We start from the raw sequence: 12,330 nt of genomic DNA on the forward strand, positions 1-12,330 counted from the left end.
ACCGAGGCAAGAGCAGTCATTAGAATAACCGGAATATGACTAATTTCTGGTGTAGCTTTCAATTTTTTACAAAACTGCAAACCATCCATTTTATCCATCATTATATCGGAGATAACAAGATCAGGATTCTTTTCTTCACATATCTTCAATCCTTCAATTCCGTTTTTTACTGTAAACACTTCGTAATCTTCCGATAAAAATCCGTATAAAAACTCGCGTAACTCGTAATTATCTTCTATAACAACAATTTGCTTTTTATTCTCATTCTCTTTTTCAGATAAAATTTTAGGATCGGCAGGTTTAGTATATTTAATCAGCTCTCGTGTTCTTCTGTTGGCATCGCGTTTAAAGTCGAATATTTCATCGTCAGAAAACTCGCTTTTGTTAAGAGGCAACAAAACAGAAAAAGTGGTTGACTTTCCGGGCTCACTCTCCAGCGTTATGACTCCATGATTAAGTTCGACAAGATTTTTCACCAGAGAAAGTCCGATTCCGGTTCCGGTATTTGCCGATTCGGCATTATTACTGCCCTGATAAAAGCGTTCGAAAACCTTATTCTGGGAGTCTTTTTCAATACCTTTTCCGGTGTTCGAAATCTTTAGCTCAACATGTTCAAATTTACAAAGTGAGTTTGCTCCGGCAACTTTCAAATCGATATTTACAATTCCTTGCCCCGGAGTATACTTGTAGGCATTCGATAAAATATTGAAAAGAATAATATCGAGTTTTTCCAGATCGAACCACCCATGAATACATACGTTCTGCGTGTTAAATTCGGTTTTAATCAGCTTTTCATGGGCCATAAACTCAAAGGCCTCAATGTTCGATTCTAACACCTCAACAATATTGAGGTATGTTACCTTTAACTTCATTCCCTGGTAAACCGATTTCCTGAAATCGAGCAATTGGTTTACCAACGATAGCAGGCGCTGTGCATTATTCAATACAAACTGCTGTAGTCTTATTTTATTTTCATCTTCTTTTTCTTCATCGATAAGTTGTTTGATAGGCCCCATTATTAAAGTTAAGGGTGTTCGCAACTCGTGCGAAATATTGGTATAAAACTGCAAACGCTCCTGGTGAAACTTATCTTCTTTATCGCGTTTAACTCGTTCAATTAGCAACTCCTGCTTTAAGCGCATTCTGGCAAGAATTGTTTTACGAATTTGATAAAAGGTGAGAATCGAAATAATTATATACAACATAATAGCCCAAACACTTAATAGAGGAGACGGCTTAATCTGTATTGAAAGTACAGACGATTCGTTGCTCCACAAGCCATCGTTATTGGCGGCAAAAACCTCGAAAGTATATTTCCCCGGCGAAAGATTGGTATAGTGTGCCGTATGTTGAGTTCCAACATGCCATTCCTTATCGTATCCGTGAAGCATATACCGAAAACGATTATCTGTTTTATCGATGTAGGAAGTTGATGTAAATGCCAGGGTAAAATCTTTATTAAGATGATTTAATTTAAGGGCTTTTGAACTATTAATATTTTGGATTAGAATCTCCTGATTATTAATCTTTGTTCCCACATGAACATCGGTATTATTTATAGTAAGCGATGTAAAAACAGGCGCCGGGGAATACATATTTACGACCGGATCAGCAGTGTTAAATTGGTAGATATGATCGAATCCACTTAAATAAAGCCTATTTTGTTTATCAATAAAAAAACCACGCCGGTTATACTGACTACTTCTAATACCGTTGTCTATATTAAAAAAATCGAGTTGGTCACTCCCCTGCTTCCATTTTGCAATGCGGTTAAAGTTTAGGTTTAACCACATGTTCTTATCCATATCGAACTGAATATTTGTAACCCACAAATTATCTGCATTAACAAATTCAATTCGTTCAAAGGCATTTAATACAGGCTTATATTCATACAGGCCATTTCGTCCGGCTGCAAATACTTTACCATCGATGGATTGAGCGATGTTGATAAAGATGTTTGGATTTAGTATCTCGTTTACGTTATCAGGAAGATAAAATTCGAAGAAATAATCTCCCGCTTTCCGTCTGAATATTCCAAGCTCGGCTGCTATCCATAAATTTCTATTTTTATCAAAAAAAATATCATTGATACTAACACTCCCGGATAAACCACTGTGCGTTGTAAACCTTTGGCTATTCGGATCAAAATATTTCAATCCTTCACCATTGGTTCCAACCAGAATATTACCATCTTCCGATTCGGCAAGGGCATAAATGGGGATTTCATTCTCCGAATGCTTATAGGTACTAAAGCGCTTGGTGCAACCATCCATTTTAATGAGTAAACCACTATAGGTGCCTACCCATACATTATTTTTTGCATCAATAAGTAAGGAATATAATTTCTCGCCAAACTGTGAAAATCCTTTCTTGGTTGGGAAGTAGTTCGCTCCTTTATCGTTCTTAAATATCACTCCATTAGAACGTGTTAAAATTAACATCCCATCCTTGTATGGACAAAAACAGGTTGCTGTTTGCTCAGTTAAATCATCAATCACCTTATCTCCAAGCAGTTGAAACTGATTTTGGTATGGATCATAATGGTTCAGGCCATTCTCAGTTCCAATCCATACGCTACCCGATTTATCCTCAAACACGTCCATTATCTGATCGTGCGAGATTGAATGTGCATTTTTACGATCGTGTAACATCAAATCAAAGTTACCGGTTTCTATATCCGTAAAATGATTACACATAATCAAGCCAGCCCAAGTACCTATCCACAACTTACCATTACTAATTCTGTTTACAGAACGAAAAATATTACTCATCTCTCCGCCCGAGAAACCTGAAGCAACAAAATACGACTTGATCTCACCTGATTCTGGCTCAATAACATTTAATCCATTGCGGGTACCAGCCACTATTTTTCCATCTTTATCTTCATACAAACAGTACACGTAATTATGACTTAAAAAATCTCCGGGCGATTCTTTCCTATAGTTTTTTAGAACCCCTGCATTGAATCCATCAACAGAGAGGCAATATAGCCCATTTTGCCAGGTCCCAATCCACATCTTACCATCACTAGCACTCAGAATACTTTTAATATACATTGGTGAATTAAACGCATCGTCACCAACTGTTATTCTTATAAAACTATTGTTTGCATCGTTGTACAAATTAATCCCACCCTCTCGTGTCCCTATCCAAAGTTGTCCGTGTGCATCCACTTCCAAACACCTGATTTTATCGTCGCTAAGCGATAAAGAATCAGTTTCATAGTGAAGATAAGTAACAATATCCTCGGTAATTAAATTATATTTTAATAGTCCATTATTCGTTCCAATCCAGATATTATTTTGCTGATCCTGCACAATCGATGTTACATCCGAATTTATTTCAAGCTTATTCTTAAATTCATGTTGAATAATATAATCGTCGCCTTTATAACGGTATAAACCATTGAATGTGGCTAACCACAAGAAACCATTATTATCCTGAATAATTTGGCGTACACTCAGGTTTTCTTCACCTTCTCTTGTCAATATTTCAGTGAAAGACAGAAGATTTTGGGCACATAAGTTTAAGCTCCCGGAAAATAGAATCAAGGTTATTATTAGCCATTTTCTCCACATTAGATCAAGTTTCAAAGGTTTGCACTTCAAATAAATTTATTAGTCAAAATGTTTATCAATACTAAAAACTAAAGCGATAGTAATGTAGTTTGCTATTGTTTTATGTATACACCAAAAGCCCAATTACATATGCACAAAATACTCACTTTAAAGCTAGTTGTGTATATTGGCATAAATACATGTATAAGCACTTATAAATCAAGTTTTGAGGGAATAGCTGTTTTCTGGTATAAGGCTCGTCTGCAAACATGTATTTTCACTATTCTTTAAAGCTGACAATGGTTGATAGTTGCACCAAAAGTAGCAAATCGGATTTAGAGAACAAATCCTAAAAGTTCCAGATCTTCCTTTTTAAGTTAAAACTTACATCACATTTTTCGAAACTGTCGATAAAATTTTCCAATCCATAGATTTTCTTTCCATTTCATTTCCGCGTCCTATTTCTTTGAATCGAGAATAATTACATAACGAACTTGTATGACCGGTTGAATTATCCACAGCGATGAATACAAACGCTTACCTGTTCAAAATAAACTACTTATTAAATAACAATAAAAATTTGCAAAATGAGAACAACAGAAAAACAAGAAAACAGAATTAATTTAGTTTCTACCGTCAGCATAATTATTATGCTTATTCTAATAGGAACGGGAAATGTAATTTTTGCACAAAGCCCCAGTGGACAGCAAGGACCTCCTCCAATTCCAAACTCAAAACAAATTAAGAAAATGGTAGCAGAACTTGCCGAAGACATTTCGCTTAACGAAAAACAGGAAAAGCAAGTGTTGACTATTTACCAGGAACATTTTGCCGATGTAAAAAAGGCAACAAGTACGGGCCGACCCGACAGAAGTAAAATGGAAGCTTTAAAAACAGGAATGGAAAACAAAGTAAAAGCAGTTTTAACCGAGGAACAACAAGTGCAATTTGCTGCTTATTTAAAAAAACAGGAAAAGAAACAACACAGAGGCGGACCGCAATAAAAGCAGCATAGTTAGACCTAAGATAAAATGGGAAGGCAGTGTTTAGTCTTCCCATTTTTTTTGTTTGACATTTCAATCAATTCGTTTGGAAAATCTCCCAATTCGTCGAGTTTGCTTTCTTAATAAACTATACATCAATATTTTAACAACGAATTTAATACTTCTGCAACAATAACGCAATAAAACTTTAATAAATATGAAAATCAGAGAAACAGACTTGTTCGCTCCCATAAAACTGGAAGAAATGGAACAGGTAAAGTTGATGAACCGAACCGATACAAAATACTGGTTTCACGCAAGTGAATTGCACCGTTTACTCGAAGCAGTTCAGGACGATTATTTTATACTTACCATGAAAAACGAAGTTGCTCTGCCCTACTCTACCATTTATTACGATACAGAAAAAAGCCGCATGTTTACAGCACATCACAACGGCAAACTAAACCGGTATAAAATAAGGCGACGCAGTTATGTTTCGAGCGGCATTAGTTTTTTAGAAGTAAAGTTTAAAAACAATAAAGGACGCACCATAAAAAGACGAATTTCAACCGAATCCAATAATAATTTTAGCGATAACGAAGGAACATTTTTGCAGGAACTTACACCATTTTCGGTTGAAGATTTGTCGCCGTCGTTAATCAATAATTTTTCGCGAATTACACTGGTAAACAAAAATTTTAAAGAGCGCTGCACCATCGATTTTAACCTTGGATTTAAAACCGACAACAAGCAAATTTCGCTCGACAAGCTTGTTATTGTTGAAATTAAATCGGAAGGCTCGCCATCAGCATCGCCACTTGCCAGGGCGCTGCGCAACCAACGCATAAAAACCTCGGGATTCAGCAAATATTGTATAGGCAGAACTGTTACCGACTCTACCATAAAACGCAACAATTTTAAACACAAAATCAGGATGATTGAGAAAACGCTCAACTCCACAAACAGTTTGTTCAACATTTAAATTTTAAACCATGCTACACGAAACAGGAACAGTAATCGACACCATTAGAAACATTGGCTCTACCGAACTGGCCGAGCTAAGCAGCTGGGAAGAGCAATTACGTTTTTTAGGTATTAAAATTATTAATGTTGGTGATTTTACCGAGCTTTTGGTTCGCTTGGCATTAAATCTATTTGTAAGCTTTTTAGTAGTGCATTATATATACGCACAAAACAGCCGGAGAAAAGACTTCTATTTTAGTTTTCTTTCGGTAGGAACTGTTGTTTTTCTTTTAAGTTTCTTACTAAATAGCGTAAAACTGGAATTAGGTTTTGCCCTTGGTTTATTTGCCATTTTTGGCATAATCCGCTACCGAACCGATGCCATTCCCATAAAAGAAATGACCTACTTATTTATTGTTATCGGCATTTCTGTAATTAATGCACTGGCCAACAAAAAAGTAAGTTACGTTGAACTTATTTTCACCAACGCCGCAATAGTTGGCGGACTATGGCTACTCGAAAAACGATTGATGCTAAAACAGGAAGGTTCGATTCGATTGATTTACGAAAAAATTGAAAACATCCACGACGATAACAAAGAGGCACTTCTTGCCGATCTAAGGGAACGTACCGGGATTAATATTAAACGCTACGAGATTCAGAAAATAGATTTTTTAAAAGACGTGGCCGACATTACCCTTTATTTTAATGTGAATGGGAAAAACGAAGTTCCTCAGCCACTGCCAACCGAAAAAATAGCTTCAGAGAAATAAAACCAGAAATATAATTTAAAATGAACACAAAACTCGTAATAAGCCTGATGATTGCAGCATTTTTTGTAGCAACATCAAATGTTTCGGGACAAGAAACAGAAAACGAATTTCAGACCAGAACAAAACTTGATTTGAGCTTTAAACCGGTAAAAAAGTTAAAGTTTACCATCACTCCAGAGTTACGTTTTGAAGATGACTTTTCGCTTGACAAATACCTTCTGGAGAGCGAATTAGAATACAAACTCTCAAAACTGTTTACATTGGGCGCATCTTATGGCCTAGTAGGCAATGTTCGGGATGAAAAGGACACCGAATATTTTGGCAGATATGCATTTAATGCTACTGCTGAAAAAAAGTATGGACGTTTTGAACCTTCATTTCGATTAACGTACAGCAACTATTCCGATGACGATGTTGATGACAAAAATTTTCTGCGTTACAAAGCAAAACTAAAATACGACATACCCAACTTTAAAATTAATCCATACGTTTCGGTTCAGCTGTTTCAAGATCTCAACGATAGCGGATTATACAAAACGAGATATGCCGTTGGGGCAGATTATAAACTGTTCAAAAAGAACTACCTGGGAGTTAGCTACAAATTCGACTACTATAACACAGAATATAGAAACCGTCATATTATCAGCTTAGGATACAAAATCAAATTTTAACACAGATAGAAAATGAAAATAAAAAGCCTATTAACAACGACACTTCTGCTACTATTATTTTGCGCTTGTCGCGATGAAGAATCAATCGTTGAGAACGAAGAGGAAGAAGAGGAAGTGATTATTGACATCGCCGATTATTCCGACTGGGATGATGCGACACACAGTAAAAGTGCGGAACTGAATTACGATGTGGTTTTTAATCAAAACGAAGTATTGCGTTTCGACATTACCATCGACAGCGACGACTGGTCAGAGATGCAATCGAACTTATCATCAATTTTAAGTTCAAGTAGTGGTCGCCCCGGACAGTCGATCGACTTTGATGATCCAATGTTTGTACCCTGCTCGTTTAAGTTTAACAACACCGAGTGGTATCACGTTGGAATTCGTTATAAAGGGAATTCAAGTTTACAATCAGCATATCAATCCGGTATTAAAAAGCTGTCATTTAAATTAGATTTCGATGAATTTGAAGACGACTATCCGGCCATAAAAAACCAACGTTTTTATGGTTTTAAACAGTTGAACCTGAAAAACAACTACCTCGATTTATCGCAAATGCGCGAAAAAGTTGGTGCCGACGTATTCCGCCAGTTTGGACTCGCATCATCACAAACTGCATTTTGTGTGGTTTATGTTGATTACGGTAGTGGCCCTCAATATTACGGACTTTATACCATTGTTGAAGAAGTTGACGATTCGGTAATTAAAACTCAATTTACCGATGGTTCGGGCAACCTTTACAAACCCGATGGAAGTGCTGCCACATTTGCAAGTGGCACATTCGACACAAGCGAACTGGAATTAAAAACCAATGAGGACTCCGCAAATTATTCTGATGCACGTACCTTGTACGATATCATAAACAGTTCCTTACGCACATCGGATGTGGAAGCCTGGAAGAACAACCTCGAAAGCGTGTTTAATGTAGATGCATTTTTAAAATACCTGGCCGCCAACAACATCATTCAAAATTGGGATACATACGGAAACATGACCCACAACTATTATTTATACAATAATCCGGTTAACAGTTTACTCACCTGGATTCCGTGGGATAATAACGAAGCTTTCCAGGAAGGTAAAAGGTATGGAACCTTAAGTTTGTCGATGAGCGAAGTGAGCAGTAGTTGGCCACTTATAAAATACATTATTGCACAGCCCGAATACGAAGCAATTTATGAAGGGTATTTGCAACAATTTATCGATGAGGTATTTAGTCCTTCTGAAATGATTTCGACGTATTCAACCTACTACGATTTGATAAAAGAATATGTTTATGCCGAAGAATCGGGTTATTCATTTTTAAGTTCCGACAGCCAGTTCGATTCGGCCGTTGAAACATTAAAAACCCATGCTCAAACCAGAAATAATGTGGTTGAAAGTTATTTGAATTAATTTTACTTACACGTTCGGAAAGACGAGGCATCAGTCTCCTTTTTTTATTAATCGGGTAAAATTCCGGATTCGTTTTTAAAACTCCCGGACTCGCAGATTATTTTTTCAAAGCATATTAAATACCTTCAACTTTATTCCAGATTTAGAAAGTACCAATTAAAAACTCAAAATATGGCAATAAATAGTATAAACGGATGTATAGGATGCGGAACCTGTGTGGCTACCTGCCCCACCGATGTATTCCGATTAAATCCGGAAACAAAAAAAGCAGAGATTAAATACCCGGCGGATTGCCAGATTTGCCATTTGTGCCGGATGTACTGTCCGGTTGATGCAATAACAATAACTCCTGAAAAATCGATACCCGTAATTGTCTCATGGGGGTAGATAAGCTTTTTAATATGTCATGCTGAAACGTCAACAATGACGTTTCAATCAAAACTCAAAAATCATGCAAAACAAAATAAAAACATACAACCGTATTGCAGCCATACTGATTTTTATTGGTCTGCCGGTACTTTTTTGGGCTTTGGGAGATGTTCCCAGGCGCAGCAATTTAAAAGAAACCATTTCCCTTATCACCCTGATTTCATTCTCACTCATGCTGATGCAATTTTTTCTGGCACGAAGTAACCGAACTGTAATCAAAGAACATAAAATGAGCCGGATAGTAAACTGGCACAGATATATTGGATACTTTTTCGTAACTGTACTTTTGGTTCACCCTTTTCTAATAGTGCTTCCTCGATACTACGAAGCAGGGATCGACCCAATCGACGGGTTTATTCAAATGCTATCCACTTTCAATAATCCAGGAATAATTTTAGGAATTGTAGCCTGGAACTTAATCCTAATCCTCGGGTTAACATCGCTTTTCCGAAAAATAATTCCGCTGTCGTATAATACATGGCAGGTAATTCATGGAATATTATCGATGCTTTTTATAGCAATAGCAAGCTGGCATGCAATAAAACTCGGGCGCCATATAGATAAACCAATGACAACATTTATTCTAATTGCTTCGGGCACAGGAGTGCTACTTCTTTTAAAAACCTATTTCTTTCCAAAAACAAAAAAGCATAAAAATGAATAGAGTAAAAACACCAAATAATATTTCGCGTCGCCGTTTTATAGGAACCGCTGCAAGCGCGACTGGAGCAGCTATTTTTGGAGCATCAGCACTTTCGGGCTGGGCAGAGAACTTTACCAAAATGGATAGCACAGAATTAAGCAACAGAGAATACGAAACCGACGTACTGGTTATTGGAGGCGGCATGGCCGGACTTTTTGCTGCCGTAAAAGCTCATGATGCAGGAGCCAATGTAGTTCTGGTTTCAAAAGGTCGTTTGGGTTCTTCGGGACAAACACCATTTGCAAAAGGTATTTTTCAGTACGATCCAAAAAATGAAAACCTGAGTATTGATGAGTTTGTTCAGCAAGTTTCAGCTTCAGCAATTGGCACAAACAACCCGGTTTATACCCGCCAGGTGGCTGAACATTCAAAGGAACGTGTAAACGAACTCCGCGATTGGGGATTTTTCGAATCACCCTTGTACAATAAGGCATTCACAAATCCCATAGAAAAACGAAATATACCTTTAATTGAAAGAGTAACCATCACCCACCTGGTAAAAGAAAACGGAAAAATTGCAGGGGCCGCGGGCTTTAGTGCAGATGAGGAGAAAGTACACTTTTTTAAAGCCCCGAGCGTGATTTTATGTACAGGCGCGGGAGGTTTTAAACCCAATGGATTCCCGATCTGCGACCTTACCCACGACGGAACAATTATGGCATACAACATTGGTGCTAAGGTTACGGGAAAAGAATGGAACGACGGTCATGGAGGCTCAGCCACCAATCCTGCTGCCTGCTACGATGGTTGGCACGGAATGTTCGACCGCAAATGCGGAACTACCGGAGTTGGAATCCGCCACGATTTGGGAGTAGATATGAATTACCAGGCCTATATGACAGGAGGAGGGCCCGTATCAATGGGGCGCCCGGGAACTGGCAATAGTATGATTGAGGGTGGTCCATATCGTCCTACACTCATCGGCAGCGCTCAAGAAAAACGCCAGGGACCACCTCCGGGAGAAGGTGATGGGAAAAAACCTGGTGGTCCTCCTACGGAAGGGAAAAAACGTAAAGGCAGAGGCCCTGACGGAGAAGGTGGAGGCCCTCCGGGAATGGGTGGAAATATGGTTGGTGGTTCTTCTGCCGGAATGGCCATCCATAAATCAGAGGGATTGGTACCTGTTAACGAAAAATGCGAATCGAATATTCCCGGTCTTTATGCTGCCGGTGATGCTTTGGGATCGTACATGGCCGGTGCCATTTATACACAAATTGGTTCGTCTCTGGCAGGTTCGGCAGTGCAGGGAGCTATTGCCGGAGAGGCCGCAGCAGCCTATTCAAAAGAAAAAGAAAGACCCGTGATTTCTGAAGCAAAACAGGAGGAAATTCAGGAACAGATACTTGCACCCTTAAAACGAAAAGCAGGTTATGGCCCGGCTTGGGTAACACAAACCTTACAGGGAATAATGATCCCGAACTTTGTGCTCTACATAAAAAAAGAAAGTATGTTGCGCGCCGCTTTAGCTTATGTTGAGGAATTACGCGACCACCACATGCCAATGTTACGCGCAGCCGACATGCACGAATTACGCCTGGCACATGAAACACGAAATATGATTATTAGTTCAGAGATGAAATTAAAGACATCGCTGATGCGCACCGAAAGCCGTTGTAGCCATTACCGTTTAGACTATCCTGCTATTGATAAGGAAAACTGGGAAGCATGGATAAACATTTTCAAAGGTGAGGATGGAAACATGCAGTTTGAAAAACAGGCTTTTGGCTCCTGGCCCGATGGCAGTGCAATTACTACATAATTTAAATTATTGGCATTATACCAATTCACCGGAATAATGCCAATAATTTAAATTGTATTCCCTATTATTTCCGGAGAAATACATATAAATCAACTATCTCTCCATTTTATATCGAACCAAATGAAACACACCTTTTTCACTTGAATATATTTTAAATTAAACGTTCATTTTTAATACTTTACAAAAATCAGTTAGGTTTCTGAATTTTTCGCTTTCAAAACGAGACCAAAAACACCTGAATGAAAAAACTTTTTGTAGTTACACTCCTTGAACTATTCCTTTTTTAACATTCTACCAACTTCCAATAAAATATCAGCAGATGCTTTAGGCACTTCACCATTCCCGTCGGGCCCTACATTCAGCAGAAAGTTTCCCCCTTTTCCATTTATATCTTTCAATTTATCGTAAACCACTTGCGGCGTTTTCCAGTTGTTATCTTTTATTTTAAATCCCCACGAACCATTTGTGGTATAACAGGCTTCCCAGTAATGGTCAAGTGATTCACCCGGATGTTTTTGTTCGGGTGTCCCAAAATCTTTTTTAAATATTTTTCGTTTCGAAACACGGTTATTGATGATAATATCGGGTTTTAATTCCCGGATAAATTGGTACAAGTCATCACCATCTTCCAGTGTCCAGTAATCGGTCCAATCGCCATCGAACCATAAAATATCGGTATCATAATTTTCAATCAGCTCTTTTATCTGATTTTTCATGTATTGCACATATTCCGTTTTCTTACCCTCATGCAATTTTGGATTTTGCCAGCGTTTTCGTTCAACATCTTTAGCTTCTGCATCCGGAATATCGTGCGATGGGTGGTTCCAGTCGATAATACTGTAATAGGTACCAAACCGAATGCCCTGTCTTTCGCATGCATCGGCCAGTTCCTGAATAAAATCGCGTCCTTTCATAGGTGAATTGGCAATGTCGTATTCGGTATATTTGGAATCCCACAAACAAAAACCTTCATGATGTTTTGTGGTAATTACCAAATATTTCATTCCAGCATTTTTCGCCAGCTTTGCAATTTTATTGGCATTAAAGTTTTTAGGATTCCAGGTTTCTATCAGTTTCACATAATCTGATTTTGG

10 protein-coding genes are annotated in these 12,330 nt (G+C 38.1%); 8 read left to right on the forward strand and 2 right to left on the reverse strand.

Annotated features, from left to right (window positions below; translation table 11 throughout):
* The coding region (locus tag ABZB17_RS13920) for a two-component regulator propeller domain-containing protein (RefSeq protein WP_372650946.1) at positions 1–3,488 on the reverse strand (3,488 nt) is incomplete at its 3' end.
* A gap of 656 nt (positions 3,489–4,144) precedes the next feature.
* On the opposite strand from ABZB17_RS13920, the gene ABZB17_RS13925 reads away from it, so the two are divergent.
* From ABZB17_RS13925 to ABZB17_RS13960, 8 genes are all read left to right on the forward strand, one after another.
* Complete coding sequence (locus tag ABZB17_RS13925; RefSeq protein ID WP_372650947.1) at positions 4,145–4,561, forward strand: hypothetical protein; 417 nt, start codon at positions 4,145–4,147, stop codon at positions 4,559–4,561.
* 196 nt (positions 4,562–4,757) lie between these two features.
* Complete coding sequence (locus ABZB17_RS13930) at positions 4,758–5,522, forward strand: polyphosphate polymerase domain-containing protein (RefSeq protein WP_319267093.1); 765 nt, start codon at positions 4,758–4,760, stop codon at positions 5,520–5,522.
* Positions 5,523–5,532: 10 nt separating this feature from the next.
* Positions 5,533–6,276 carry a DUF4956 domain-containing protein gene (locus ABZB17_RS13935; protein ID WP_372650948.1) on the forward strand — a complete coding sequence of 248 codons (744 nt, stop codon included), beginning with the start codon at positions 5,533–5,535 and terminating at the stop codon, positions 6,274–6,276.
* 20 nt (positions 6,277–6,296) lie between these two features.
* The gene (locus ABZB17_RS13940) at positions 6,297–6,947 is read left to right on the forward strand and encodes a DUF2490 domain-containing protein (protein ID WP_372650949.1); all 651 of its coding nucleotides are present in this window, start codon (positions 6,297–6,299) and stop codon (positions 6,945–6,947) included.
* A 12-nt stretch (positions 6,948–6,959) separates the two neighbouring features.
* Positions 6,960–8,345 carry a CotH kinase family protein gene (locus ABZB17_RS13945; protein WP_372650950.1) on the forward strand — a complete coding sequence of 462 codons (1,386 nt, stop codon included), beginning with the start codon at positions 6,960–6,962 and terminating at the stop codon, positions 8,343–8,345.
* A 114-nt stretch (positions 8,346–8,459) separates the two neighbouring features.
* Entirely contained in the window at positions 8,460–8,732 is a 273-nt protein-coding gene (locus tag ABZB17_RS13950; RefSeq protein ID WP_372650954.1) for a ferredoxin family protein, read from the forward strand.
* A 64-nt stretch (positions 8,733–8,796) separates the two neighbouring features.
* Positions 8,797–9,438 carry a ferric reductase-like transmembrane domain-containing protein gene (locus tag ABZB17_RS13955; protein WP_372650951.1) on the forward strand — a complete coding sequence of 214 codons (642 nt, stop codon included), beginning with the start codon at positions 8,797–8,799 and terminating at the stop codon, positions 9,436–9,438.
* Positions 9,431–11,236, forward strand: coding sequence for an FAD-dependent oxidoreductase (locus ABZB17_RS13960; protein WP_372650952.1), 1,806 nt, complete (start codon positions 9,431–9,433; stop codon positions 11,234–11,236). Before ABZB17_RS13955 ends, ABZB17_RS13960 begins: the two co-directional genes overlap by 8 nt.
* Positions 11,237–11,508: 272 nt before the next feature.
* On the opposite strand, the gene ABZB17_RS13965 is transcribed toward ABZB17_RS13960, so the two are convergent.
* A partial coding sequence (locus ABZB17_RS13965) for an alpha-L-fucosidase (RefSeq protein WP_372650953.1) occupies positions 11,509–12,330 on the reverse strand: 822 nt, incomplete at its 5' end.

Origin of the sequence: Draconibacterium sp. (assembly GCF_041583095.1) — a bacterium.
In the GTDB taxonomy this organism is placed as follows: Bacteria; Bacteroidota; Bacteroidia; order Bacteroidales; family Prolixibacteraceae; genus Draconibacterium.